This is a genomic window from Hallella absiana, from assembly GCF_025457485.1.
Taxonomy (GTDB): Bacteria; Bacteroidota; Bacteroidia; order Bacteroidales; family Bacteroidaceae; genus Prevotella; species Prevotella absiana.
The window spans coordinates 30,415-56,539 of the sequence record NZ_JAMXSP010000014.1 but is presented as its reverse complement, the minus strand read 5'-3'; the positions used below and the strand labels follow the sequence as shown (position 1 = coordinate 56,539).

General features: G+C 51.0%; 29 protein-coding genes and 1 pseudogene. 15 read left to right on the top strand and 15 right to left on the bottom strand.

All coding sequences use genetic code 11. The annotated features are described in order from the left end of the window. Nucleotides 1-31: 31 nt before the first annotated feature. From NG346_RS08665 to NG346_RS08655, 3 genes are read right to left on the bottom strand one after another with little or no spacing between them, the layout of a single operon-like run. On the bottom strand, nucleotides 32-616 hold the full coding sequence (locus tag NG346_RS08665) for an aminotransferase class IV (RefSeq protein WP_262280425.1): 585 nt from the start codon (nucleotides 614-616) through the stop codon (nucleotides 32-34). Next, nucleotides 600-1,580: an aminodeoxychorismate synthase component I gene (locus NG346_RS08660; RefSeq protein WP_262280472.1), complete on the bottom strand. Its 981-nt coding sequence runs from the start codon at nucleotides 1,578-1,580 to the stop codon at nucleotides 600-602. Before NG346_RS08660 ends, NG346_RS08665 begins: the two co-directional genes overlap by 17 nt. After that, entirely contained in the window at nucleotides 1,567-2,109 is a 543-nt protein-coding gene (locus NG346_RS08655) for a low molecular weight protein-tyrosine-phosphatase (RefSeq protein ID WP_262280426.1), read from the bottom strand. Before NG346_RS08655 ends, NG346_RS08660 begins: the two co-directional genes overlap by 14 nt. Before the next feature lie 479 nt (nucleotides 2,110-2,588). On the opposite strand from NG346_RS08655, the pseudogene NG346_RS08650 reads away from it, so the two are divergent. Continuing rightward, nucleotides 2,589-2,993 (top strand): annotated as a pseudogene (locus NG346_RS08650) (proline dehydrogenase); the annotation flags it as partial. Nucleotides 2,994-3,215: 222 nt separating this feature from the next. Here NG346_RS08650 and NG346_RS08645 read toward each other — a convergent pair. Continuing rightward, a complete protein-coding gene (locus NG346_RS08645) occupies nucleotides 3,216-4,742 on the bottom strand; it encodes a glycoside hydrolase family 28 protein (RefSeq protein ID WP_262280428.1) in 1,527 nt (508 codons plus the stop codon). A 40-nt stretch (nucleotides 4,743-4,782) separates the two neighbouring features. Beyond that, entirely contained in the window at nucleotides 4,783-6,438 is a 1,656-nt protein-coding gene (locus NG346_RS08640; protein ID WP_262280429.1) for an alpha/beta hydrolase-fold protein, read from the bottom strand. Nucleotides 6,439-6,647: 209 nt separating this feature from the next. Between NG346_RS08640 and NG346_RS08635 the strand changes: the two genes are divergently transcribed. After that, nucleotides 6,648-7,613: an Rpn family recombination-promoting nuclease/putative transposase gene (locus tag NG346_RS08635; protein ID WP_262280430.1), complete on the top strand. Its 966-nt coding sequence runs from the start codon at nucleotides 6,648-6,650 to the stop codon at nucleotides 7,611-7,613. Next, nucleotides 7,610-8,392 (top strand): TIGR02757 family protein, encoded by a 783-nt coding sequence (locus NG346_RS08630; RefSeq protein WP_262280431.1) that lies wholly within the window; start codon nucleotides 7,610-7,612, stop codon nucleotides 8,390-8,392. The genes NG346_RS08635 and NG346_RS08630 overlap by 4 nt, the downstream gene beginning before the upstream one ends. A gap of 49 nt (nucleotides 8,393-8,441) precedes the next feature. Here the strand turns inward: NG346_RS08630 and NG346_RS08625 are convergent, their stop codons facing one another. Next, entirely contained in the window at nucleotides 8,442-9,500 is a 1,059-nt protein-coding gene (locus NG346_RS08625; protein ID WP_262280432.1) for a tetratricopeptide repeat protein, read from the bottom strand. A gap of 394 nt (nucleotides 9,501-9,894) precedes the next feature. On the opposite strand from NG346_RS08625, the gene NG346_RS08620 reads away from it, so the two are divergent. Genes NG346_RS08620 through NG346_RS08610 form a run of 3 tightly spaced genes read left to right on the top strand, consistent with a single transcriptional unit; the run spans nucleotide 9,895 to nucleotide 11,688 of the window. After that, nucleotides 9,895-10,224 (top strand): hypothetical protein, encoded by a 330-nt coding sequence (locus NG346_RS08620; protein WP_262280433.1) that lies wholly within the window; start codon nucleotides 9,895-9,897, stop codon nucleotides 10,222-10,224. Between the two features lie 11 nt (nucleotides 10,225-10,235). Next, nucleotides 10,236-11,147, top strand: coding sequence for a hydrogen peroxide-inducible genes activator (locus NG346_RS08615; protein ID WP_262280434.1), 912 nt, complete (start codon nucleotides 10,236-10,238; stop codon nucleotides 11,145-11,147). 52 nt (nucleotides 11,148-11,199) lie between these two features. Then, complete coding sequence (locus NG346_RS08610; protein WP_262280435.1) at nucleotides 11,200-11,688, top strand: 3'-5' exonuclease; 489 nt, start codon at nucleotides 11,200-11,202, stop codon at nucleotides 11,686-11,688. 74 nt (nucleotides 11,689-11,762) lie between these two features. Here the strand turns inward: NG346_RS08610 and NG346_RS08605 are convergent, their stop codons facing one another. The 3 genes from NG346_RS08605 to NG346_RS08595 are packed head-to-tail and all read right to left on the bottom strand — an operon-like array spanning nucleotide 11,763 to nucleotide 14,401. Then, on the bottom strand, nucleotides 11,763-12,023 hold the full coding sequence (locus tag NG346_RS08605) for a hypothetical protein (protein ID WP_262280436.1): 261 nt from the start codon (nucleotides 12,021-12,023) through the stop codon (nucleotides 11,763-11,765). Further along, nucleotides 12,014-13,114: a cation diffusion facilitator family transporter gene (locus tag NG346_RS08600; RefSeq protein WP_262288599.1), complete on the bottom strand. Its 1,101-nt coding sequence runs from the start codon at nucleotides 13,112-13,114 to the stop codon at nucleotides 12,014-12,016. The genes NG346_RS08605 and NG346_RS08600 overlap by 10 nt, the downstream gene beginning before the upstream one ends. A gap of 27 nt (nucleotides 13,115-13,141) precedes the next feature. Continuing rightward, entirely contained in the window at nucleotides 13,142-14,401 is a 1,260-nt protein-coding gene (locus NG346_RS08595; RefSeq protein ID WP_262288598.1) for an Nramp family divalent metal transporter, read from the bottom strand. 382 nt (nucleotides 14,402-14,783) lie between these two features. Here NG346_RS08595 and NG346_RS08590 point away from each other — a divergent pair, with 382 nt between their 5' ends. Both NG346_RS08590 and NG346_RS08585 read left to right on the top strand, forming a co-directional pair. After that, entirely contained in the window at nucleotides 14,784-14,993 is a 210-nt protein-coding gene (locus NG346_RS08590) for a hypothetical protein (RefSeq protein WP_262288597.1), read from the top strand. A gap of 1 nt (nucleotide 14,994) precedes the next feature. Further along, nucleotides 14,995-15,828: a LytR/AlgR family response regulator transcription factor gene (locus NG346_RS08585; protein WP_262288596.1), complete on the top strand. Its 834-nt coding sequence runs from the start codon at nucleotides 14,995-14,997 to the stop codon at nucleotides 15,826-15,828. 4 nt (nucleotides 15,829-15,832) lie between these two features. Here the strand turns inward: NG346_RS08585 and NG346_RS08580 are convergent, their stop codons facing one another. Continuing rightward, nucleotides 15,833-16,246, bottom strand: coding sequence for a DUF2442 domain-containing protein (locus NG346_RS08580; RefSeq protein ID WP_262288595.1), 414 nt, complete (start codon nucleotides 16,244-16,246; stop codon nucleotides 15,833-15,835). 16 nt (nucleotides 16,247-16,262) lie between these two features. Continuing rightward, nucleotides 16,263-16,499, bottom strand: coding sequence for a DUF4160 domain-containing protein (locus NG346_RS08575; RefSeq protein ID WP_262280442.1), 237 nt, complete (start codon nucleotides 16,497-16,499; stop codon nucleotides 16,263-16,265). Nucleotides 16,500-16,678: 179 nt separating this feature from the next. On the opposite strand from NG346_RS08575, the gene NG346_RS08570 reads away from it, so the two are divergent. From NG346_RS08570 to NG346_RS08560, 3 genes are all read left to right on the top strand, one after another. Then, nucleotides 16,679-18,739, top strand: a complete 2,061-nt coding sequence (locus NG346_RS08570) for a TonB-dependent receptor (protein WP_262288594.1) — start codon at nucleotides 16,679-16,681, stop codon at nucleotides 18,737-18,739. Beyond that, nucleotides 18,720-19,223, top strand: a complete 504-nt coding sequence (locus NG346_RS08565) for a hypothetical protein (protein WP_262280444.1) — start codon at nucleotides 18,720-18,722, stop codon at nucleotides 19,221-19,223. The genes NG346_RS08570 and NG346_RS08565 overlap by 20 nt, the downstream gene beginning before the upstream one ends. 134 nt (nucleotides 19,224-19,357) lie before the next feature. Continuing rightward, nucleotides 19,358-20,488 (top strand): AAA family ATPase, encoded by a 1,131-nt coding sequence (locus NG346_RS08560; RefSeq protein WP_262280445.1) that lies wholly within the window; start codon nucleotides 19,358-19,360, stop codon nucleotides 20,486-20,488. 17 nt (nucleotides 20,489-20,505) lie between these two features. Here the strand turns inward: NG346_RS08560 and NG346_RS08555 are convergent, their stop codons facing one another. Beyond that, complete coding sequence (locus NG346_RS08555) at nucleotides 20,506-20,961, bottom strand: GAF domain-containing protein (protein ID WP_262280446.1); 456 nt, start codon at nucleotides 20,959-20,961, stop codon at nucleotides 20,506-20,508. A gap of 182 nt (nucleotides 20,962-21,143) precedes the next feature. Between NG346_RS08555 and NG346_RS08550 the strand changes: the two genes are divergently transcribed. Beyond that, the gene (locus tag NG346_RS08550) at nucleotides 21,144-21,461 is read left to right on the top strand and encodes a heavy metal-binding domain-containing protein (RefSeq protein WP_262280447.1); all 318 of its coding nucleotides are present in this window, start codon (nucleotides 21,144-21,146) and stop codon (nucleotides 21,459-21,461) included. Nucleotides 21,462-21,499: 38 nt separating this feature from the next. Here NG346_RS08550 and NG346_RS08545 read toward each other — a convergent pair whose 3' ends face one another. After that, on the bottom strand, nucleotides 21,500-21,799 hold the full coding sequence (locus tag NG346_RS08545; RefSeq protein ID WP_262280448.1) for a helix-turn-helix domain-containing protein: 300 nt from the start codon (nucleotides 21,797-21,799) through the stop codon (nucleotides 21,500-21,502). Between the two features lie 59 nt (nucleotides 21,800-21,858). Between NG346_RS08545 and NG346_RS08540 the strand changes: the two genes are divergently transcribed. From NG346_RS08540 to NG346_RS08530, 3 genes are all read left to right on the top strand, one after another. Continuing rightward, a complete protein-coding gene (locus NG346_RS08540) occupies nucleotides 21,859-22,056 on the top strand; it encodes a hypothetical protein (protein ID WP_262280449.1) in 198 nt (65 codons plus the stop codon). Nucleotides 22,057-22,091: 35 nt separating this feature from the next. Continuing rightward, nucleotides 22,092-24,629 carry a M1 family metallopeptidase gene (locus NG346_RS08535; RefSeq protein WP_262280450.1) on the top strand — a complete coding sequence of 846 codons (2,538 nt, stop codon included), beginning with the start codon at nucleotides 22,092-22,094 and terminating at the stop codon, nucleotides 24,627-24,629. A gap of 126 nt (nucleotides 24,630-24,755) precedes the next feature. Beyond that, nucleotides 24,756-24,956 carry a hypothetical protein gene (locus NG346_RS08530; protein WP_262280451.1) on the top strand — a complete coding sequence of 67 codons (201 nt, stop codon included), beginning with the start codon at nucleotides 24,756-24,758 and terminating at the stop codon, nucleotides 24,954-24,956. Between the two features lie 586 nt (nucleotides 24,957-25,542). On the opposite strand, the gene NG346_RS08525 is transcribed toward NG346_RS08530, so the two are convergent. Both NG346_RS08525 and NG346_RS08520 read right to left on the bottom strand, forming a co-directional pair. Further along, nucleotides 25,543-25,887 (bottom strand): DUF2442 domain-containing protein, encoded by a 345-nt coding sequence (locus tag NG346_RS08525; protein ID WP_154533568.1) that lies wholly within the window; start codon nucleotides 25,885-25,887, stop codon nucleotides 25,543-25,545. Further along, complete coding sequence (locus tag NG346_RS08520; protein ID WP_235899235.1) at nucleotides 25,880-26,089, bottom strand: DUF4160 domain-containing protein; 210 nt, start codon at nucleotides 26,087-26,089, stop codon at nucleotides 25,880-25,882. Before NG346_RS08520 ends, NG346_RS08525 begins: the two co-directional genes overlap by 8 nt. Nucleotides 26,090-26,125 lie beyond the last annotated feature (36 nt).

The window sequence follows — 26,125 nt, the reverse complement described above, 5'->3', positions numbered from 1 at the left end:
AACAGGGATTCTGCTGAGCAACAAACTGCCATCATATCTTGCAAACCAGCCTTCCCAAAGGCATCATGGCATTGATGAGGCTCACCTGGCGATAGCTGTTCCAGTCTTCGGCCTTGATGTCTTGTTCCGTCAACACGCCAGCATCGAGCAGCGACTGACGCATGGTGCCGCGTAGCAGTGGTTGGCGGGGCGTCACCCAATGACGGCCGTCGAAGAGGGCTATATTGGAATAAGAGGTATCAGTGAGCAGTCCGTTCCTGACGATGACCACTTCGTCAGCCTCTCCACGCTGGGCAAACAAAGTCTCCAGCCGCCGGCGGTCAGCACTCTTATAGGCATAGTTGATGTCATCGCAGACAACAAGCCGCAGACGGGTGATGTGGCGGATATGATACTCGTCGGCCTTGAAAAGCGTGATGCCACGCGCATCGTATTCCACATGCACCTTCCACGTGATGCCGGCAGGCCACTTGCGGGCCTCGAGCTCTGAAGCAAGTGAGGGAACTGGCGTATGGGGAAAGAAGCGGCACATGGTGTCGGCCATGCGCAGTTGGTGATAGCGGAGATTGTGCGGCACGCCATCCTCCACTCTTATGGTTTCAACAAATGGGTACATAGGTCTTCTCTTTGATTTCCTGATATTCTTTTTTCCAGTCACTCTTAGCCGTAATGCCTCCTCCAGCCTTGAAAAACAACCGGCCATCTTCCTTGTCGATGAACCGGATGAGCACGCAGCTGTCCATCTGTCCACGGTCGCAGATACCGGCCACCCCCGTGTAGAGGCTCCGCTCGTAGCCTTCGGCCTCACGGATGATGGCCATGGTCTTGGGCTTAGGCGCTCCCGTAATCGACCCAGCGGGCAACTGAGCCATGAGGATGTCGCCAAGATGACGGCGATAGTCAACGGGCAGCTGCCCGGCAATCTCTGAACTCGTCTGCAAGATGGGGCCATTGCAAGTCTCCAAACACTCTACGTAACGATAACGACGCACCGTCACATGGTCGGCTACGTGACTGAGATCATTGCGAATCAGATCCACGATCGTCGCATGCTCGGCCGCCTCCTTGACATCGGCGAGAAGGGTTTGCTCGGCATTGGGCACATTGCAACTGATAGTGCCTTTCATGGGATAACTGCTGATGATACCATCTTGGATACGCACAAACGTCTCGGGAGAGAAACATACGAAAGTGTCCTTGACCCACAATCGGTATCGTGCTTGGGAAAGCAGGAAGATGTCGCGTAGCGAGAGGTTGGTATCCAAGGGTATCCGGCACGTCAGATTAGCCAGATAGCTATTGCCTGCCAGCATATTGCGATGGACTATCTCGAACTTCTCATGATAAGCTTCGGGAGTGAGCGGATGGGGCTGCCAGACAAACGGTCTTGCCTTCGCCTCCTCATCAGGCGCATTGCAGTGTCCGGGAAAAGCATAGAGCAACTCGTCTACCGACAGCCCATCAATAGGCTCCACCAGCCATCGCCGATGGAGATAGTCGGTCAGAAAGAAGAACGGACGGTCGCCAGTTCCCCAAGCGTTGAACCTGCTCACCGCCTTTTCCGTATCAATCCACTGCAAGTCCATCCTCCTTCTTGATGCGTTTCTCCTCCTTATTAATAATAGCAGCCAGCAGATGCCGGCATCCATCTTCAATCAAATCCAACGCCAATTCGAAGTCGGAGCCGTCGCCATAGTAGGGATCAGGAACAGAATGGGCCGCAGGATGGTCGAGAAGATAGTCCGACATCCTGATGATTTTCTCACGGTCAGCCTCTGACGAAGCCTTAGATGCGATGGCGCGATAGTTGTCCTCGTCCATCACCACAATGCGGTCGAAAGTGCGAAAATCGGTCTTAGCATTGAACTGCCGTGCAATATGACTGATGTCCAGCCCTCGCTGTGCGCCATGCTGTCGCATCCGACGGTCGGGAAGATCACCCACATGCCAAGGGCCAATACCAGCTGAGTCGATGAAAAACCGGTCTGACAACCCAGCCTCATCGACATCGCGCTGCATGATGGCATGGGCTGCCGGGGAGCGACAGATATTGCCTAAACAGATAAACAACAATGCTATTTTCCTCTTTTCGTGATTCTCTTTTGCCATGATTCGTTTGCGATTCTCCATTCTGATGGTTTTACAGTTGCAAAGGTAGGCATTTATTTCGGTTCCGCGACCCTTCCATGCTTGCTTTTCAACGATTTTAAACTTCAAAGGGCTCCATAGCTATTCATACGTTTAGAAAGCACCGTTTTGACAGTCTATTTTGCTGAAATAGTAACTTGCGCTATATTTTTATGCAAAAAAGTTCCGTTTTGTTTTGCTCGTATTGTTTTTTCTCTTATCTTTGCAACTGAGAAATTAATAAATGTATAAGAGAGATGAGAAGGTTCTATTTTGACACATTCACCAAACAAGCCCTGTCGGAACTACACCGATACAGAGCCGTCATGTTTAGCCCTACAGTGGTCGCATAAGTGCTGAGCCCAAAGAATAGGGTGTCAGCATTCTCCGACCTTGCAAAAAGTACACGTTGATGTGTACACCTTATTATATATATCAGACAACCACTAAACATGATTACTATGGAAAAACCGACCATTCAAGAAGTAGAGACTTGGCTCATGAAACTCTACACCACGAGTCAGGAGAGCATCACGCCGGCTGAGCGACGCGAGCAGAACATGTATGCCACGATGGTGGAAAAGCCCAGTGACAAGAAGTTCCTCGTGAAGATGCTCGACGAGAGCTCACAGATCCGCGACGACCGTAAACTGGCCAAACGCATCAAAGTGCTCATCGACGAGTACGGCATACCGGAGTTTCTCAACGCACGCGACCGTCTGCTCTTCAAGATATACCAGTCGTTTGGTTACCACTTCTACCCCATCGCCATCCCCATCATCAAGAAAAGGTTGCGCATGGATACCTCACGCGTCATTCTCGATGCAGCACGACCGGCACTGACGAAACATTTGTCACCTGCTTTCGTCATTGGGACACCCAAGTTCCAAGATTGGTGACTATATCGGCCCACGGGAAATATCCAGTGCGCCGATAATCCCGCCCTGCTACGGTAGTGGTCAGGACAAGGCACCAAAGATTGAGGAAGAATTCAAGGAAGCATAAAAGCGAAAAGCTTTCACACGGTTCACAACAGGCAACCGCTTACAAGGCAGTTGCCTGTTGTTTCGTTTTATAGGCGAGAGACTTTATCTCACCAACACTTTATGATGATTGACGATATAGACGCCACGCGACAGCGATTGCTGCGAGCGCAGAGTGCCCAAGAGCGTATAGGTATAAGCATAGTCATGGCTCATGGGTTTTGAGACTTTCACGCCGTTTATGGCAGTTGTTTCCGATCCGTCGTAGCTGCCGGTGATGTTTGCCTCATAGCGTTTTGCTATATACTTTGTGGAGTCGGTAAGATTCTTGATGCTGCATCCGCCGGTGAACGTCACATCGCAATAGGCCAGAAACATGCCTTTCTTGGCATCTACATGTACGTCGTCGAGCGTCACGCGGTGCACGGGACTTTCGGGTAGTCCGTAAATATACACGGGAAAAGCTGCCTTGTCGCTTTTCTTATAAGGCGTGGCTGTAGCTGTGACGTGCTGAATGAGAATGTCGTGAAAGGCTGGCGTGGTGGCGACAGAATCGGCCGTTGGTGCTAGAGAAGGCTCAGGTTTGGTGCTCTTGTCGTACCAGCATTCTATGTAGATGGGATTCATCACGTTTTGCATGGTGCAGTTGCGCATCGTAATATTGTATACCTGTCCGCTTCTTCCCCGTTGACTCTTCAGTCTGAAGCCGCTGTCAGTGTCACGGAAGCTGATGTCTTCCCACAGCACGTCATGTACGCGTTCGGTGAAGCTGCCGATGGAAGCACCATGCCCAGTGCCGAACTTGCAATTCCACACATGCACGTACTGTCCGTCGGAGTCAACCACCACATTATCGTCACCATTGCTGATGTCGCAGTTGTAGACATTCACATAGGGTGCCCAAATGGGTATGCCGTCGGTATTGTGGGATTTCTGTCCGGTGGAAGCTGTCGACGACGGCTCGCGTATCACCACGTCGTGCACCGTTCCATGGCTGCCCTTACCACTTTGTCCAATAGTGACATTCACTCCCGGCGCATTCTCAAAGCGCATGTTGCGCACCAGGAAACGGCTTCCACTGGAAAAGCGGACGAGGGCGGGGCGGTCAAACTTCTTCTGTTCCACAGCTTTCCACCACGCGGCACCCTGTCCATCGACGATGCTTGACGACGTGCTCTCACCTTCGATGATGATGTCAGAGGCATTATTGCGGTTGGTCAAGAAAGTCTTCGTCTTGTAATTGCCATTGTCGCTGGGATAAGTTCCAAAAGGCAACAACCGCAATGTAGCACCGGCTGCCAAATGCAGCACGGTATGCGCTTTGACTTGCAGCGGGCCGCACAGCCATGTGCCGGCAGGCACCACCACCATCCCGCCTTCCTCTGGAACGGCATCAAGGGCTCGCTGAATGGCAACTGTATTGTCTGCCGACGTGATGGAAGCTCCATAGTCCTCGATGTTTAGAGTATTGGCCTCCGTGATGGCGACAATAGAAGGCAACTCTACAGCGCGCCATCCTTGGGGCGTATTTTGCGACGCTTTCTCTTTGCTCACGTCGCTGTCGGCGTTTGCGGTCATAGGCACAGCCATGAGCCCTGCTGCCAAGCTGCATAACAAAGTCGTGTGATTCATGATTTGTTCCTTTGTCTAAAATCGTATTTTATAGGTTCGCTTACATCTTTTTATTGCGCTCCACCGTCCACCCCTTTCTTTGGGCGAGTCCGCAGTTTTTGCCAACAAACATCTTTGCGGCTTGCCGGTCACCCTTGAGTTGCCAGTCGAGCCAGGCCACAGCGGGAATGCGGAACTCGCCTCCATGAGGCTGACGATAGGTGCCGCCATGACCTACCGGATAGTTGACAGCCACGGCAGGCACGTGAGATATGCGATGGAAGTCATCCATGCCATTGTTGTAGGCGATGTCTTCCTTTCCGCCAAGGATGTAGATGATCGGCCCATGCACCTTGCGTAGCTGCTCTTTGTGCGGCATCGGCATATTAGGCATAGCGATGGACGGATCAATGAAGAGTCCGCTGTTGCAAATCATATAAGTCTTGATGCGTGGGTCGCCACAGTTGTAGAGTGTCTGCAAACCACCGCACGACATACCCGACGCACAGATGGCCCGTGTGTCAATCTTACCATAGAAGACACTATTGGAGTCAGAAGCCTGCTTCATCGCCCAGTCGATAGACTCTATCTGCTGCTGTGGCGACGACATGGGACCCTGATAAGGCGTGTCGCCATTAGGGAAATATCCGGTAGCAATGACCAGATAGCCATGAGAGGCAATCTCATTGAGAAAGCGATAGTGCTCCCAAGGTGAGTCCGTGCAAGCTCCATTGCCCCACACCACCACAGGCAGTGGATGGCGGGCATCAAAGGCACTCAGATCCTGCGGACAGAAAACGGTATGAGCTTTGAATCCGTCGACCGACAGCATCACGGACGGATACATTCCCAATCCGCCCTGCTCCACCACCTGCAGACGATTGGCATGGAAGGCACGCAACGAGAACTGCTTGAGCGCGTTGACAAGACAGGGAGCCCAGTAGTCCCAGTTATGAGCCCCACTGCGCACCCGCATCTGATAGCCGATGCCTTGTTTGCGGAGTGCCTTGACGAAGTCCATGTTGCCCTCAAGTGTGAAGTCATGATCACCACAGTCGACAAACCAATTCAATTGTTTCCATCTGTTCACTTGGTCGGCACCGGCCCGGCTCACCTCCAAAATAGGATTGTTGCGCTCCACCACCTGTTGCCGCCACTCGCCCTGCGGATCGTTCTTGAGGAAGTCGAGAGGCTGACGGCGCAAATAGCCCGACATGTCGTAGACCATCGAGAACAATTCGGGATGGTGAATGCCGTAGACCACAGCACCACCGCCTCCCATGGAGAAGCCACCCACGAAACGATAGCGGCGGTCAGCGATGACAGGATAGGTACGCTCAATATAGGACAAGAACTCGGTGAAGAAGAAATCCTCGTAACGCCACTGAGGATCGTTGAACCATATCATGTTCTTTTTGTTAGCCTCAGGACAAACGACGATCATCGGTGCCACCTCGCCACGACGAATCAGACTGTCCATCACCTCTTTCAGATGGCCATGGTCCTGCCACTCGGTGTTGGAGCACCCGCCACCGTGGAGCAGATAGGCAATGGGGAACTTCCGTCCTTCTGTCATGCTGTCGGGCAGATAAATAGTGTAGTCCACCTGCGGCATGCCACCCAGCAAAGCACTGGGAGCCGTGCGGTGAAGCAACGTCCCGGCCATCGAGGTCAGCGGAGCCAAAAGAAGCACTAAGCAGTAAATCAGTTTTCTCATAATTTGTTGTATGATTAGTTATTAGTTAAATGATTGTATCTTTCGTCGCTACAAAGATAATATAATATGCTGACACGTGCAAGTCTCTACCCACAGTTTCTTTCGTCTATATATAGTAAAAGCCACTGAATTCCACGCTTTCTCTTGGATTTCTCAAATATTTTTGCGATATTTGCAGATAGAATCAAAGAACTCAAATTCGCGACACTATGAAGGTATTAAGATATTTGGATCCACGAGCCGACCTGACTTTTAAGAAGATCTTTGGTGAGCATCCTGACTTGACCACCAGTTTTCTTAATGCACTGCTTCCCTTCAAAGACGGGGAGCAGATAGAGACTGTGGAGTTTCTTCCTGCCGAACTGGTGCCCAACACACCTCTGAAAAAGAACACTATCGTCGACGTGCGCTGCAAGGACACACATGGACGACAGTTTCTCGTGGAGATGCAGATGTACTGGACCGACACGTTTATGCAACGCGTACTTTTCAACGCCTCTAAAGCTTATGTGCGCCAGCTCGATAAGGCCTGCCATTACAGCTATCTCCAACCAGTGTACTCGCTGAGCTTGGTCAATGACATCTTTGAACCAAAGATGAAGGAGTTCTACCACCTCTACGACATCGTCAACATTGAGCATACCGACAAAGTCATCGACGGACTACATTTCGTCTTTGTGGAGCTGCCCAAGTTCAAGCCCCAGAGTGTACTCGACAAAAAGATGATGGTGCTATGGCTCCGTTTCCTCACAGAGATGCACGACGATGTGCGCGAAATTCCTGACGAGTTCATCGAGAATCCTGAGATCCATAAGGCTGTCACCCTATTGGAAGAATCGTCCTATACTGAGGCTCAGCTCTATGGTTACGAAGAGTTCTGGGATGCCGTCATGGTTGAGCGCACCATCAAGGATGATGCCCTTAAGTACGGAACCCAGCAAGGTATGAAAGAAGGATTGGAAAAGGGTATGAAGAAAGGCATGGAGATGGGCATCAAGAAAGGTATGCAGCAAGGTATCGAGAAAGGCTTGCAGCAAGGCATCGAGAAAGGTATCGAAAAAGGCCGCACGGCTTTGATGCTTGAGATGGCCCAAAAGCTGAAGGCCCTTAACTATCCCATTACCGACATAGCCAAAACCACAGGTCTGACCATCGATCAGATAGAAAAGCTATGAACGAGGCTCAGCGTCAGCTCATGGCCTCTCTTGCCGATCGCTACGAGACCGCATCATTTATCAAGGACGATCCTTCTTGGTTCATGCACCAGGTGAGTGATCCACTCGACCAGGAGATGACAGCTTTCCTGGCCATGTGTCTCAGCTATGGCTCGCGCCAACAATTTTTGCCCAAGATTGAGCAGTTGATGAACATGGCTCAGTGGCATCCTTACAATTGGATAGCCAGCGGAACTTTTGACCATGCACTCACTCCTTCACCTCAATGCTTCTACCGTCTCTATACCTTTGCCGACATCCATGCACTGCTCACAGCCTTGCACGATCTCCTCTGCAGCTACGGCACATTAGGGCGCTTTGCACAGACAGCCGCCGAAGAAGCTGATAAAAAGGCAGAGGACACAACCGACGTAGAAGCCGTTCTCTCTGCCTTTGCCACTTACTTCCGTCAACGGGGCATCAAGGGCCTTGTGCCTATGCCCTACACATCTGCCTGCAAACGCCCTTGTATGTTTCTTCGTTGGATGGTGCGCAGCGGATCGCCCGTAGACTTAGGGCTATGGAGCGACTTCATCGATAAGCGTCATCTGTTTATCCCACTCGACACCCATGTAATGCAAACGGCCAACAAGCTGCACCTCGACATCGGAAAAACAACCGGATGGAGAGCTGTCGTCGCCCTTACCCGACTGATGCGCGAGGTCTTTCCCGATGACCCTGCGCGTGCCGACTACGCACTCTATGGCTATGACATCGACACAAGTACAGGGAAAAAATGAAACGATCTTCGTGAGTATCAATCAAAGAAGAATCGTTTCAGATCGACTCTTACCTTCCTATTCTCTTTTTGGCATCCGCCATCATCTTCCTCAGCTCTTTGTTGGGACTTTCTACGTCTGCTGCCCTTTGCAGAAAACGCTGATAAGCGGCTTTAGCCTCTTGTCTCTTGCCAAGAGCTTCTGAACAGATACCTATATAATAAGGTGTACTGATAGAGTTCGGATCATAGCCTTCTGCCAGAACGAAATCATCGAGTGCCCGACGATAGTCCTGCCCGGCATATTCACCTTCCGCTAAACCGCGATAGCAGGAAAACATCACCGCACTGTCGGGTCGCAGCAATTCCAAAGCACGATGGAAACAGTCCATCGACGCTTTGTAATCGCCCAAGGCCCCGAGCACCACTCCTTGATGATAGAGCGGAGCAGCAACCGAGGAGTCTGACATGGCGATAGCCACGTCCAAAGCCTTCCGCGCCTCTGCAGGATGCTCCAGTCGCTCGTAGCTCACGCCAAGGTTGAGCATATTCTTATAAGTGGAGTCGCCCTGTTGCAACAGCAGCAGATAGCTGTCCTTGGCCAACACCCACTGCCGTTGGGCCATATACACGTCGGCCATGATATCATTGACTGCCATGCAGGTCTCGTCTTTCAGCCAAAATCTGTTACAGACTATTTCTGCCTTGTCTTTCAACCCCGAAAGCAAATATTCCTTAGCGAGCTTGGCAACAGCCTCTCCATCCATCGGCCATCGCTTGATAAGAGCCTCGCCCCACCCTATTGTCTGCTGGTTGAGTCCAAGCGCCCTGCAGCAGTCAAACAGATGGTGCATGGTATCATGGTCGAGCGAATCGACGGGCAGTTCATTGACAATATCAAGGCTCTTGGCATAGTTGCTCTGACGATAATAGGCGTTGGCGATCTTCATGCGCAAGGCAGCACTGCCGTCACTGGGCAAAGCTTTGAGGTAATATTCCAAAGCATGTCTCAGGTCATAGTCCACCATGCAGGAGTCACCCCGCCGGATGTTGTCGTTGGACTGATTGTTGGCACTCACCGTCAGGACCATCGCCATGACCAGTAGTAAAAGGGTAGTAAGTCTCTTCATCTCTCTAAATGATTAAATTTTTAGTACGTTGCTGCAAAGATAATGTATTTATGGCATACACAAAAGTCTTCCAAGTAAAAAAACTGCATTTGTTTGATAAACTGACAAAAAAGCGGCCACGAGAAGGCGTTCTTTTCGAGCGAGCACATCTTTGCCCGTGATTTTTCGATTCTCGCCAACATTCTTAACTCGTTAACTACTAACGACTTGAATAAACATTACATTTATTCGTCTTACAAAAAAGCCTTTCTGACGAAAAATTCTCTAGAGAATTTTCCATCATCACGCCTTTTTCACACGGTCATCTCGGTTGTTTTATAGTGAGAAAAGGCCAAGATGACACTACAATCACGCTTTTTTCACATTTTGCCACCCCTTTTTGCTCTTTACAAACATGCTTTTCCCTCAAAAAGCTTCTCTGCTTCTCTCTGGAAACAAAGGAAATCGTGACAGTCTTTTGTTGTGTATCTTTACCCATTCAAAAGAAGTTTTCCGTCCTCTTTATGCCTTCTATCATACAGCTGGGCATACCCGAGGATGTCAGCACACAGCAGACTTTATTAAAACAGACAATCAGGCCTCTCTCTCCTATCGGCAGGCGTCTCCAGCAAAAAGAGTAGTCGATAAATGCCAGGAATCCTTGTTCATCTCAGATATTTTTGCGATATTTGCAAGAGATATTCATGCAGGCCCTACTACACAAATAGGGGGAACAAAAGATTAAAGACAAGAGACATGACCCTACAGCAACTGGAATATATCTTAGCCCTCAACCGCTTAGGCAACTTCGCCAAAGCTGCTGACTATTGCGATGTCACGCAGCCTACGCTCAGCTCCATGATTCAGAAACTGGAAAATGAGTTGGGCATCAAGATCTTCGACCGTCGACGACAGCCCATCATCACCACCAAGGCTGGACAGGCTGTCATCCGACAGGCTAAGGAGGTACTCTATCAGTCCAGACGCCTCAGAGAGATCGTCGAGGAAGAAAAGGATACCTATCTCGGTACTTTCACCATCGGCGTGCTTCCGACCATTGCACCCTATCTCATCCCCCACTTCTTTCCACAGTTGATGAGGGAGCATCCCGAAATGGATCTGCGCATCGTCGAGTTGAAAACCAAGGACATGAAACAGGCCTTGCTCAATGGTGACATCGACGCCGGGATACTGGCTAAGATCGAAGGACTGGAGATGTTCAACAGCACACATCTCTACACCGAGAAGTACTTTGCCTATATCTCTGAAAGCGATCCCTTGTTTGCCAAGGAGCGTATCAAGACAACCGATCTCAACGGAGAGTTTCTGTGGTTGCTCGACGAGGGACACTGCTTCCGCGACCAGCTCGTAAAGTTCTGTCATCTGAAATCTGCCGCCGTCAGCAAGAAAGCCTATACTTTGGGAAGTATCGAGACTTTTATGAGAATCGTGGAGAATGGCAAAGGCGTGACCTTCATACCGGAGATGGCCATCTCGCAGTTGGAAGACGCTCAAAAGCGACTGGTACGGCCCTTTGCCTTGCCGGAGCCCCGGCGCGAGATCGTCATGATCACCGCCGACAACTTCATCCGCCATAAGATGCTCGACATGATCGTGAAGCGCATCCAAGACTGTGCCAAACCATTGCTCTGCCCTAACAACAAATAGACGGCAGGGGGGAAACGATTCCCTTGCTTTTTCTCTACATAAATCATCAACCATGAAAGATTTTGCAGCCATCGACTTCGAGACCGCCAACTTCGAGCGTACCAGCGTCTGCGCCGTGGGCGTGGTGATCGTGAAAAACGGCGAGATGGTCGACTCGTTCTACTCGCTCATCCACCCCGAGCCCGACTACTACAACTGGCGTTGCTCCAGCGTCAACGGCCTCTGTCAGGAAGACACCGAGGACGCCCCCATCTTCCCCGACGTATGGAAGCAGATAGAGCCCAAGATAGCAGGTCTGCCCCTCGTAGCCCACAACAAGGCTTTTGACGAAAACTGCCTGAAAGCCGTCTTCCGCATGTATGGCATGGACTATCCCGACTATCCTTTCTACTGCACGCTCATCGCCTCGCGACGCGTGTGGCCCGGCGGACACCACAACCTCGACATCATCGCCGCACGCTGTGGCTATGATCTCAAGAACCATCACCATGCGCTCGCCGATGCCGAGGCCTGTGCTGCCATCGCCTTAGAGATCCTTTAGCCTTAAAGAGCCGTTGGCATCATGCTGCTGCCACTTCCTCTGTCTTTGCTGTTGCCCATTCTCTTAGTCGGCTATCAAAATGAACGGTGGCACCAATCAGACCGGATATGAATGCCACGTCGGATGATCTGATTGGAATAGGCGCTGCACGTCTCGCTGAGCAGTTCACGGATGCCTACTTCGGTGAGATGCAATCGAAAGTGGGAACTATCGGCGCGTGTAAGCATGAGCATGTTGTCGACCATACGGTTCATGTTATCCACCACACCGATATTCTCCTTAATCTTCTTCTCGTATTCCTCTTGTGTCCGCGGCTTGCGGATACTTACTTGCAATAGATATGGTCGATGACGATGTTGAATATATAGCCGGGATAAACCTTGCGGATGGCCTGAAGGAGCTGATACTGAAAGGCATTGTCATCGTGAATCGAGTCGTCGGGCACCACGTCGAAAGTGACTGTGCGCTTCTCCTCAAGATAGAAGTAGCCATGTACCTGCTCGATATGGGGGTAGCTCTTCAGGAAAGCCATCACACCCTTTTGCAGTTCACTCTCCTTGCCATGGTCGCAAACAGCATAGATACCCACCGTAACGATGACATGATACTTGTCATAGAGTAGCTTGGTGATGGACCGTGTGAGGCCATGAATGCGGTTGGCCGTCATGGATTCTGGCACACTGACGTGGAGCGAACCGATGATGGCATTAGGACCGTAGTAGTTGAGGATAATGTCGTAGACACCGAGAACGCCTGCAAACTGCTTCACATCGTTCTTGATGTTGACCATCATCTCCTTCGAGATGCTCTCGCCGAGCAACTGACCTACAGGTGCTCCAATCATCTCTATGCCAGCCTTGATGATGACGAGCGAGATGATGGAGCCAAGAATACCGTCAAGGTTAACCCCCGTAAAAAGCATGATACCGGCGGAGACGAGCGTGGAGAGCGTCACCACGGCATCGAAAGTGGCATCGGCACCGCTGGCCTCCAAGGCGTTGCTCTGTAACTGGCGGCCCTGCTTCTTCACATACCAACCCAAGACGAGTTTAACCACGATGGCCACAATGATGATCGTCAGCGTGACAGCGGTGTAGGAAGGATTGGTGGGGTCGAAAATCTTCTTTACACTCTCCACCAAAGAGAGAATACCCGTGGAGAGGACGATAACCGAGATAATGATGGCACTGAAATATTCCACACGACCGTAACCAAAAGGATGGACGCGGTCGGCGGGTTTCTCTGAGAGTTTTGTGCCGACAATGGTAATGACAGACGAGAGGGCATCGCTGAGGTTGTTGACTGCGTCCATGATGATGGCCACCGACCCAGCTATCCACCCTGCCACGGCTTTAAAGGCGGCAAGAAAGAGGTTGGCGGCAATACCCACTAAACTTGTACGAATGATTTGTTGGTTTCTACTCATATATTTATAATATATTGCTCATGTACCTCACGCCAGAGACGAGACGAGAAGCCAGATATTTAGAACAGTAACGATACCAGCCAGGCTATAGAGGAAAGCCGTGTTCCACGGCTTGTTGACGTATTTGCCCATGACACGCTTCGATGAGGTAAGGCTCACCTGCAAGAACACGGTGAACGGCAGTTGCAGGCTCAGCACCATCTGCGAGATGATCAGTCCCTGGAAAGGATTGCCGATGAAGAAAATGATCAGCAATGCGATACCTAACGATAACACCACGCCTACTGCCGAGTGAGGGTCTTTGGCATTGTACGACTCACCGAAGAGTCCCGAGAAGATACTACCGGCTGCCATGCCACTGGTGATGGTACTGGAGATACCGGCCAAGAGCAGTGCCAGGGCAAAGATGTTGGAAGCGTTGCTGCCTAAGAGTGGCATCAGCATGGCGTTGGCCTGAGCCAGGTCGTCGACATGTTCACCATGGGTGTAGAACGTAGAGGCAGCCAGGAGGATCATGGCAGAATTGATGGCCCAGCCGACGAGCATGGAGAAGAGCGTGTCGGCAAACTCATATTTGAGCATGTGGCGGATACGCTCATCGCCCTTGAGGTTGATCTCGCGGCTCTGGATGACCTCGGAATGGAGAAAGAGATTGTGGGGCATGACCACGGCACCGAGAACGCTCATCACGATGAGCAGGGAGCCTTGCGGCACCGAGGGCACCACTGCGGCACGTGCCGCCTCGCCCCAGTCGACATGCACTAAAAAGAGCTCGTAGATAAACGACAGTCCAATGATGGAGACAAAGCCGATGACCGCCCGTTCTATTTTCTTATAAGAGTTGGTAAACAGCAGGATGATCACAGCAATGGTCACCAACAGTGCACCCACCGGAATAGAGATACCGAAAAGCATCTGCAAGGCGATGGCTCCACCAAGGATCTCGGCCAACGACGTGGAGATACTCGCCAAGACTGCACTCACCACGATGGGGCGGCCCACCCACCGGGGCGTGTACTTCACGGCCGCCTCACTCAGACAGAGTCCGGTGACAATGCCTAAGTGAGCTACATTGTGCTGCAAAGCGATGAGCATGATCGTTGACAGCGTCACTACCCACAACAGCGCATAACCGTACTCTGAACCAGCGGCAAAGTTACTGGCCCAGTTGCCCGGGTCAATGAAACCTACGGTAACAAGAAGTCCCGGACCAATATACTTGAAGATATCGAAGGCACCCAACACATGGGGGTGCCGCTTGTTTCTCAGTTCCTGTAATATGTTCATAACAGATCGTTGTTTTTGCGAGTATCAATAAACTCATGCAAATATACAATAGTTTTTCCTAAAAACGTCCAAGTGAGGCAAGAAAATAAAGGGGGGCGAAACGCCCCCTCCCCCTTGCGGTTGATAAGGAACTTGGTGAAATCATCTTGGTGTCGCTGTTTGCACGCCAAACCAAACACTTCTCATTGTACATCTTCTCCAAGATTGGAGGTTGCTGCTTTTCTACACCGAAGCCCTCAAAACTTTCCTTTCTCTTGAACTGTGGGAAGACTGCGCCGAACTTCAAGTTAAAGTCGAAAATCTTCGGTGAATAGTCGCAGGAAAAAGAGAATCCACATAAAAATCAAGAGAAGAGTCGCCTTATCAAAAGAAAACACTATCTTTGCAAAAGGGAAGACTATGGACAAGCGGACATGAACATCCGACACATCCATTTCTCGCTCCGCGACTTGGCTATCTTCGCCGTCACTGGTCTACGACGAGCGTGCTGAGCTATGCCTATTTCGACATCATCGGCGGACCGTTGCCCTTCGATGACAGTTATCATCTGAAAAGCTTTCTGTTCGACAGGAAGGTAAAGACCAAGAAGTAATATGAACAGGTTGATAAGTTTCTTCTCAAGACCATTGCCTCAGAACGACAATGGCAACTGGCTACAGGCAGGACTGATTGCCGGTGCCATCGTATTTTTCCTTCTTTTCTTTCTCAGACCCTTTGGTCTGGGTCAGTTTGAAGGAAACATCTTTTTCGTGGCACTCTGCTTCTCCTTGTTGGCTGTAGCCGTCACGTGGTGCTATGGTGCGTGTGTATTCAGACCTTGGGTGCGGCGTGTTAAGACGTGGCGGGTGTGGCATGAGTGCGTGGCCATTCTGCTATTGCTCTGCTGTATCAGCATGAGTAATAGTGTTGTCAATACGCTGTTGTTCCACAATTCGCTCTCGCCCCAACTCGTCCTGGCTTATCTCTATGTCACCCTGCTCTTCGGCATTCCCATCACGATCACCATCGTGGCCTTGGAATATCAGAAGCGTCTGCGCACACGTCTGGCTGAACTGCTGCCTAAGGACACCGACGCGCAAGCCGGAGAGACAGTGACCTTTCACGATACGTCGGTGCGTGGCAACGACCTCACACTCCCCCTGTCCGACTTTCTCTACGCCGAAGCACAGAAAAACTGCGTCGACATCTACTTCCTACGCGAAGGGCATGTCGAGCACCAACAATTGCGCACCACGCTGACCTCTGTCCTTGCCGATGCCAACGAGAAGAGCATCTTTCAATGCCACCGCTCGTTCATCGTCAACCTCAACAACATTCTCTCCGCTCATGGCAACTCCAACGGCTACCAACTCACTGTGGGCGACGAGCAGCATACAGTGCCCGTGTCACGAAGCTATGTGTCCAAACTGCGGTCATTTGTCGGGTAAAAGGCTAAGCACTCAGCAACTCTTTCCCAAACTGATGTAAAGCTTCACGAATTTGCTGGACCCGTTTTTCGCTTGGTTTGGAAATACCATAAATATAGCGGGCCATCAAACTCTTATTGATGTTGATGGCACGAGCCACTTCAGACATATTCAGCCAGGGATAATGGGCAAACATCCTTGCTATCTCATTATCTTTCGGTTCAGAGACTTCATAAAAACTACTGATGTGCATGTCAACATCCAAGCTTTCCCATCTGATGTCCTCCCCATCATCACCAATAACATAATCACTGCGTTGCTCCGGTGAGGCCTCTTTCAAATCAGGATAAGCCTCCAAAGGCCTGCTATACACTTTGCCTTCCTGCGTCTTCATATAGATACGGTCAGCGTCAAACCAAATAGTCTTAATCTTCTCCATCTTAAACCTCCTTGTCTTAATCATCGAAGCATTTATGCCATTCCTCGATAAATTCTTCTCTATAATTATTGCACGTATTAATCGCCTTTTTCATCACTTGCTCTTTAATGCCATGGTTATAAATAACTCTAACAGCAGGACTGAGCTCTATCTTGGCTTTTTTTCCTCCATAAGAAATATGTACATGAATGGGCTCATGCTCATCCATATAGAAGAAAAAACGTATTCCAAAAACTATAAGCAATGTAGGCATCTGTTTTTCTGCAAAGATAGGTATAATATTTTATACCCGCAAGTGATTCTGCACTTTTCTGCTTAGTCATTCGTCCCAAATCCTTGCATTTCGTCCAGACACATAGGCGTATATCCCCGTAGTTAGCTGACTGTCCCACAAATTTGCAGCGATGCGTTTCATGCACTAACTTTGCCGGCATGAAACGCAACATTCTCATCCTCACGCTCCTGTTGTCGGGCCACTGCCTCGGCCATGCACAGCAAATAATATCGGGTACGGTGACCGACGGTCGCCATCCGATAGCCGGAGCCAACGTCTTTGTCAAAGGTACGACGGACGGCTGCCTTACCGACTCGCTCGGACACTTCTCCTTTTCAACGTTGAAAGCCGACAGCGCACAGCTGATGGTCACCTGCATAGGATATGACAACGCGGAACGCAATTGGCAAAAAGGGCAAGGGCCGCTCGCCATCCGGCTATATGAGCGCACAACCACCATCGATGAGGTCGTCGTCACCGGCAGCACCTTCCAGTTCGGTCAGGCTAATGGCGTGAAACAGATGGGAGCCCTCGACGTGGTGCTCGACGGTGGCAGTTGCGGTGACATCGTGGCAGCACTGCAGAGTCTTCCGGGCACACAGAAGGTTGGCGAGGATGGGAAACTCTACGTCAGAGGCGGCAGCAGCGAAGAGTGCCAGACCTATATCAACGGCATGCACGTGTTGCAACCCTACTCCACTACAGCCCCCAACAGTCCGTCGCGCGGACGTTTCTCTCCTTTTCTCTTCAAAGGCATCACCTTTTCCCTCGGAGGCTACGATGCGGAATATGGGCAAGCACTGTCATCGGTGCTGCCCATGGAGACTACCGACGCATCGGTCTCGGACAAATTGGGCGTGAGTGCCTCGCTGATCGACTGGAACATTGGAGGAACAAAGACAACAAGACAAGGCTGCTGGTCGATGAATGCCACCTATATGGACTTGGGGATGTACAAACGCCTGTTCCCCGACCGCTGGAATTGGCACAAGCCCTACCGACAACTCTCATTCGAAACACAATGGAAGGCGCAGCCCACTCCGTCGAGCGTATGGAAGAGTTATCTCGGCTTCGACCGCACGACACTGAGTCTCGACACCGACGGGCGATTGCTCGATCTTGAGGAAAACAATCTCTATCTCAACAGTGTGACGAAAGGCTCTGCCAAAGGTCACATCACTTGGTTCGCGGGGCTCGCCGGTGGCATGGTGTGGCAAGACATCAGTGACGCACTGCTCCATGGCGACCGCTATCGTCACCGCACGGGCGAGCTCCACGTCAAGACAAAAGCCTCGAAGACGCTTTCGGCATGGATGAAAGGTACCATTGGCACGGAGAGTTTCTTCCGCTATCAATGGCTCGACTATCGTCTCCATGACCGTCTGCACAATTCCAAAAGTTATCTATTGCCGGCACTCTTCGCCATGACGCAATATAAGCTTTTCAGAGGTTGCTCTGCCGAAGCCTCGCTGCGCGCGGAATATTCCAGCCTCTCTCACCGTTGGACGCTGCTGCCCCGCCTGCTGCTCAACTACAATCCTTCACGCCACTGGCTGCTCTCACTCTCCGCCGGAAGCTATACCCAAGAGCCCGCCGACACTATCATAGTGCGTAGCCTTGCGCCATCCCAATCCTCACTTGCCCATCACTACATCGCCGGACTGCAATACAGTCGTGGTAACACGCTCGTGCGCATGGAGGCTTACTACAAACGTTACTCCCGTTTGCCGCTCCTCTGTCAAGGGCTCTACACTGCCGACGGTCGCGGCATGAGCCGTGGGTTCGACCTTTTCATCGACGACTGGTCGCTGATGCCCAACCTCAACACCATGTTCAGCTATAGCTACAACGACTCGCGCCGACGCTACCTCGATTACCTCACCGAACAGCAGCCTCAATACGTCTCGCGTCACAACCTGCGTCTCGCGCTGAAATATGGTATTGGCATCTTAAGTATCGGACTCACTGAGTCGTTTGCCTCGGGACGGAAGAGCGAGGGACGCACCACACCTTATTATAATAGTCTCGATGCCAGCGTCACCTGTCTTGCGAGCAAGCGCGTCATCGTCTACGCCTCACTCAGCAATCTGTTCGGACGCCAAAACATCTATGGATATCATGGCGGCAAGCCCATCACCAACGGCTCCGACCGCTTCCTTTACATCGGAATATTTGTTTCACTTAAAAGTAATAAAGCTTATGACATCGCAAATTTCTAAGGCACAGGCCTCTGTCGCCTTCCGCCGCATGGCAGTCCTCATTCTCCTTGTTGTTTCCGTCCTCAGCCTCCATGCCCAGCAAAGTCAGCCCACGATGGAGCAGCAACTCGCCGCGCTGCAACGCCTGGAAGCCATGCAGCCCGACAGCATTCAGCCGAAATACCAGCAAGCTGTGCTCCTGCTCGGTACGGTCTGTGAGCAGCCTCAAAGCAGCAAGGCACAGCAGTATATCGACGAGGCCCAGCGCGTGATCCAACGCATCGAAGCACTGCAGCCCACCAAAGCCACTGACCGCTCTGACCTCGCCACGCTCTACGGCTTCTACTACACAGCCATCATCGTGACCAACCCACAACAAAACGGACCGCGCTACTATCGTCAGGCTCTCGACAACTTCGACGAGGCGCTGAAACTCAACCCGAAGAACGAGATGGCCCAAATGCTCCTGGCAAGGTTCAAGGAAGGGATGAACAGCAGCAAATAGAAAATTATCGGCGCAAAAGCTTTGCTATCTCCCCGGATTCCATTATCTTTGCATTGCGAACTTTTCGCAACGAACTTTTCGCAATAGGCGATTCACTATGAATCGCCATGAATGTCAATCAATGGGAATCAGATATGAAGAAGCCAATCAATCCTTTCCTTCTTACGGGTTACATCTCACCAGAGTATTTCTGCGACAGAACGGAAGATACCCGCAAACTTGTGTCGGCTTTGCGCAACGGGCGCAATGTCACACTCGTCAGCCCACGACGTATGGGCAAGACAGGGCTTATCCATCATGCCTTCCATCAATTGCTGCACAGCGATGACAACGTCTCATGCTACTATGTAGATCTCTATCAGACCGACTCCTTTGCCTCTCTCGTCCGTCAGCTGGCCAATGCTGTACTGGGAACGCTCGACACCCGGGAGACCAAAGTGTTGAAAACGGTTGCTGCTTTCTTCAAATCATTACGCCCCACGCTCTCTTTAGATCCCATGACCGGCGAGCCGTCGCTCTCTGTGGACTTGCAGCCACAAATGGCCGAGCACTCTTTAGCTGAGATCTTTCAATATATGGAACAGTCGGGCCGACAATGTTACATTGCCTTTGATGAATTTCAGTCAATAGAAAGCTATGGTGAGAAGAATATCGAGGCATTGCTGCGGTCCTATATCCAGCGGTTGACATCTGTTCACTTTATCTTCTCAGGCAGTCAGCGTCACCTTTTGGAAGAGATGTTCGCCTCAGCAGCCCGTCCTTTCTACCAGAGCACACAGATGATGCCCTTGAAAGAGATTGTTGAAGATTCCTATTATGCCTTTGCGGAAGATAAATTTAAAGAGCATGGGCAGCAACTGCCGCCGGACACTTTTCATGTAGTTTATACGTTGCTCCACGGACATACTTGGTATGTGCAGATGGTTCTCAACAGGCTCTACGAAAGCGATGAGAAAGTGATAACTCCCTCTATTACCAGTCAAACCATTGAGGAGATCACCCTGGAGAACGAAGCCACTTATCAGACATTCCTGCGCTTAATCACGCCACAACAAGGCCAGCTCCTACGGGCCATCGCCTGCGAAGGAACCATCAAGGAAGTCCTGGGGAAGAACTTCCTGATGAAATACCAGTTAGGTGCCAGCAGCACCGTGCGGTCTGCCATCAAGACGCTCGTCGGGAAGGAGCTCGTTCTCGACCAAAACAACACTTACGAAGTCTATGACCGGTTCTTTGGCATTTGGCTGAAAAACGGCAAAGGCTGATACAACCAAGCTTATACTTATACGAGTGGCGCCACGATCTGAGCTATTGCTTCCAAACCACGCTTGTCATCCTCATCGAAAGCGTCAAAGTCTTCACTGTCCACATCGATGACGGCGACGATCTCTCCGCCATAGAATACCGGCACGACAATCTCGGAATTGGAACGTGACGAGCAGGCGATGTGTCCGGGGAACTGATGCACATCGGGCACGACAAGCGTCTGCGCCTTTTCCCAAGCAGTGCCACAGACGCCCCTCCCCTTCTCGATGCTGTAGCAGGCGACCGGACCTTGGAAGGGGCCTAACTGCAAACGCCCATCCTTGACAACATAGAAGCCGACCCAAAAGAACGATGGAAGTTCTTCTTTCAACATGGCTGCCACATTGCCCAAGGCCCCAACCACGTTGTCCACGCCATCGACCAGACTCTTTGCCTGTGCCGTCAGTTGCTGATAAACTTTATCTTTGTTCATTGCTGTCATACATAAGATTCTATCTCAGGCAAAGTTACAACTTTTCTTTGTCATTCCCGAATCTTCTCTATTCTTTTCACTCACAAAGCCAAAAGGAATACCGCCAAGAGACATTTCATCCCTCTCTCCTTTGGACTTTGAAATAAAAACGCTATCTTTGCAGCAACCAAACGTCTTAGATTATGCTATTATCCACCACACCGACCATCGAGGGTCATTCCATTAGAGAGTACAAGGGCATCGTGACAGGCGAGACCATCATTGGTGCCAACTTCATGAAAGATTTCTTTGCCGGCATCCGCGACATCATCGGCGGACGGTCGGGCAGCTACGAGAAAGTGCTGCGCGAAGCGAAAGACACTGCACTGGACGAGATGCGGCAACGCGCCGCCGACCTCGGTGCCAACGCTGTCGTCGGCATCGACATCGACTACGAGACCGTGGGTCAAAGCGGTTCTATGCTCATGGTGGCAGTGAGCGGAACGGCAGTAGTCATCTAATATATATATAATAAGGTGAGTCGCTTTCGGCATCAAGATTATTTTTCTGCCATTCTTCTTTTCTTGAGTGCCGAAGGCGACACGCCAAAGCATTTGCGCACATACGATCCGAAGAAAGAGAGGTTGGTGAAGCCCAGTTTTGTGCACACCTCTTTGACCGTCAGATCGGTGTGGCAAAGATAGTAACGAATATCTTCCTTGCAATACTGCGTGATCCAGTCCATTGCCGACTTACCACTGTATCGCGTACAGACCATCGTCAGATATTTCGGTGTGATGTTGAGTCTTGCGGCATAGACGCTCACCGGCTGACGCTTGACCTCCTCAGTAGTCAGCATACGCAGGAAACTGTCAAAGATCGCTTCGAAGGTTTCCCGTGCTATGTGGATTGCCCGAGATGATGTTCGTCACCGTACTCACGGTGCTGGCCACTCAGGGCTTCGCCCTTCCCATGCTTGGCGACTATCCTACATTACTGGCCTTCATCGTGCCGTACATCCTCTCGTGCACGTTCTTTGCCATCACGCTGTCATCGCTCATCTATCGTCGCGAGGACAAGCCCCGCATGTTTCCTTCGGATCGCTTGCATATCTGATGGATTCTACTTAACTTTGCAGAAAACTCCATCAGATGATACATTCCATACCCTTCCCACAAATCAATGATACAGTTCGCAGGGCATTGGCTTTGACAGCCATTGCCCTTCTCGCCTTTCTGTCCTTGAGTGCCCAGGAGCCGGGCGTGGCACGTAGCCTTGCCGTCGCAAGGGCGATCCGCGTCAGCAACATCACATACCAACTCAACTTCCGTATTCCCGACAACCTCGCTCAGCCGGTCACGGGACGACTGCGTCTCTCTTTCCATCTGACCAATACCAAGACCGACCTCCCTTTAGACTTCGCGGGAAAGGACGTGCAGCATCTCGGTCACATCAATGGCAAGTCCTTCAAAGCCGAATGGCAAAGCGAGCACATCCTGCTCCCTCATCAGGCACTGCGCCGAGGTCTTAACGTCGTTGACCTGGTTTTCACCGCTGCCGACAAGAGCCTGAACCGCCATGCCGACTATCTCTATTCTCTCTTTGTTCCTGCCAATGCCCGTACGGTGTTCCCCTGCTTCGACCAGCCCGACCTGAAGGCGCTCTTCAAATGCACGCTGCAGGCTCCCGACGGCTGGGTGTCACGCTGCAGTGACTCCACCCATGTGCTGCCGACTTATCTGTTCTCTTTTGTTGCCGGAAAGTTCCAGACCAAGACGGTCGTACGCGACGGACGGCACATGACTGCGCTCTATCGTGAGACCGATCCCGCCAAGGTAGCCCAACTCGACAAATGCTTCGACGAGGCTGCTCTGGCCTTGAGATGGTTGGAACGCTATACGGCACGGTCGTGTCCTTTCAGCGACTACGGCTTTGTGGTGTTGCCCGGCTATCAGTTTGGTGGCATGGAGCATCCCGGTGCCATACAGTTCACCGACAGAGAGATCTTTCTCGGACCGCAGCCCACTCCCGATGAGGAGATGACGCGCCTGCAGCTCATCGCCCACGAGACTGCCCACCTTTGGTTCGGCGACATGGTCACAATGCGCTGGTTCGATGACGTATGGACCAAGGAGGTGTTTGCCAATTTCATGGCCAGCAAGATAGCACGCGAGCAATTCCCACTGATCAACCACGACCTGAACTTCCTCAAATCGTATTATCCCAGAGCCATGTCGACCGACCGCACCCTGGGCACACATTCTATCCAGCAGCCTTTGGACAACCTCAACCGTGCCGGACTGCTCTATGGTAACATCATCTACGAGAAAGCACCTATCATGATGGATAAGCTGGAGCAACAGATGGGACCCGATGCTTTCCGCGAGGGACTCAGACGCTATCTCAAGACTTTCGCTTACGCCAACGCCACATGGAACGATCTGGTAGCTATCTTTGACTCCGTAGCGCCACAGGCTCATGTGCGCCAATTCTCTGACGTATGGGTTCGCGAAAAGGGAGTGCCCGTCATCTCCTACCGCCTGCGCGGCGACACGCTCACCGTCCGACAGTCCGATCCTTTCCATCGCTCACTCTTCTGGCCTCAGCGAGCCACCTATGGACTGCTGTGTGGCGACAGCCTCATCCCCGTGACCGTGGACTTTCATCACTCTGAGGTCCACGTCAAAGTTCCCTGCCATCCCGAAACGATCATTCCCAACATCAACGGACAGGGCTATGGCCGCTTTATTATCAACGACAGTGACCGGCAGGGCTGCGCCGCATGGATGACACGGCATATCCACGACGACAACACGGCAGCATACAGCGTGCTTCTCACACTCTATGAGAACTACCTACTCTACACCGAGCGACAAGGCGTGTCCGATGCCTCCACAGCAGCGTTGTTCCAACTCTTGTGCAACTCGCTGACGCAATGCCAAGGCCAGCAGACTGCCTCCACACTCTGCCGCAATCTCGCTTCCCTACTCCACTTGACAACTGACAAACAGCAACGCGACAGCATGGAGAGCAGACTCTTCGCGCTGTCTGCCTCCCATCCTCTCAAAGCCGTCAGACAACAGCTGACACGCAGTCTGGCCAACGTTGCCACCTCGAAAGTCGTGACCGGGAGCCTCTACCGCAAATGGCTATGCCACGACGACACACTGCTCAACGAGCGCGACTACACCCGACTGGCCTATCACCTCGCACTCATCCTACCCGACAGCTGTCTACATATCCTCGCCACGCAGCATCAACGGCTAAAGACCACCGACGAGCAACGCGAGTTTGACTTCATCGCCCGCGCCTGCACGTCCGACACAGCCGCGCAGCACCGCTTGTTCCTCAGCCTCATTCCCAAGTCGGGCCGGCTCGTTGAGCCGTGGGCAGAGAGTGCCCTGTCGCTCTTATGCGACCCAACACGAGAGACGCAAGCCAACAACTACTTAAAGCCTGGCTTGGATGCCATCGTCGACATCCAACAGACCTCCGACATCTTCTTCCCCGGTTACTGGCTCTCAGCATTGATGGACGACCATCACTCTGCCGAAGCCCGGCAAACCGTCAACTCATGGATTGCCGACCATGAGCGACAAAAAGCATGGCAGCAAGGCTTGCGCGCCGCTCTGATGAACAAGATCAAGGAAAACGCCTATTGGATGCTGCTCCGACCGGCAAAGAAATAATGAACTATACACCTTATTATATATAGTAGCCATCATGAAGAAACGGCGAAAAGGACTGCTTGCCCTAAGCTTTGTCTTCCTGCCGTCGGACAGGAAAAGCGCGTTGAGCACAACTTCTATATCAGATTGGGCTATGCAACCGAATTCACTGATGAAGAGGCTCCAACAGCTTTTCATGTCGGCTACGGTCTGAACTACTATCTCTCGTCCCATTGGTCCATCATGCCCGGCGTAGGCTATCGTGAAAAGTTTGAAGTAGGAGATGCCACCGGCAAAGAAGAATGTGGCAAGGTGTTCAAGCGGGGGACTCATTTGCACTATCTTTAAATAAGACAGTCTGCACTCGGGAATGCAAAAGAAAAACTTCGTGTTTTCTTTTGCTATTCCACTCATTTGCGCATCTTTTCAATGTACACTTTTAGATAATCTGTATATTTTTAATCGTTTGTGAGTCTTGTTTTCTTTTGACGCTGCAAAGGTACGGACTTTCAAACGAAAGAATCTTAAGATCACCTTAACTGTTTCTTAAGATTTCCTTAAGGCCAATTTTTCTCTTCGCATGACCTTTTTATCCATACAGATCTTATGAAGTATCGCATGAGTGCAAGTATCCTCTATGCGCAGACGTACTGCCTTCGAGACATTTTTTCCATCACTCACCTAAAGTCTTAACACCATATCACGCAATGCATTAGGCATCAAAATGGTTTTCAGCAGATAGTCAAACGAACGTTTGACTATTAGTTAAACAATCGTTTGACCAAAGGTAAAACGAATGTTTGACCGAACGTACAACGAACGTTTGACCATCAAGTTGACAACTATTTTCCGGAGAAATGCTAACGGGATGATTCTTTTTGCCAACCTATACCAACTGCCACCTTAGGTGTAATTGCAACTTTTTTGTCAAATCCTATGAATTCATAGAGGTTGAGGTAGCGGGATCAGCAGAACCGATAGGGTCAGCCACACAGTCGTGACTCTGCGGCTCCGGCCGGTATAAAACCGAGTCCTCTGTAGCAGTAAGTAGACAGAGATGATTGTCATAGAGCATACCTTCCAAATTGATGTCCTCACCAAGGTCTGGCCAGTGAATGTCTTTATCGTTCACTACTGTGAAGTTACCGAGCTGCGAGGGTGATGCGTGACGGAATCCCCTCATCGTAGAAAGGTCATAATCAGCAATCTCTCCCGACTCTGTCATCGCATAGAGGTGATGTCCGTCCAACCAAATTCGAGTAATATAAAGCTTATCCATTGTTTTCCTCCTTAAAATAATTTTTCCAACGGTCGATGACAATCTCCCGATTCTCTTCGAGTACTGATTCTATGAGTAATATATCATGTTTCTTAAAACCATGATTAAAAACCTGCTCTACCGGATCAACATTATATTTGGCCTCATGACCATCCTTCAATATATGTACATGAATTGGAGCATGGTCATTACTATAGAACATGAATCTAAATCCAAAGAAAATAAATATGGTCGGCAT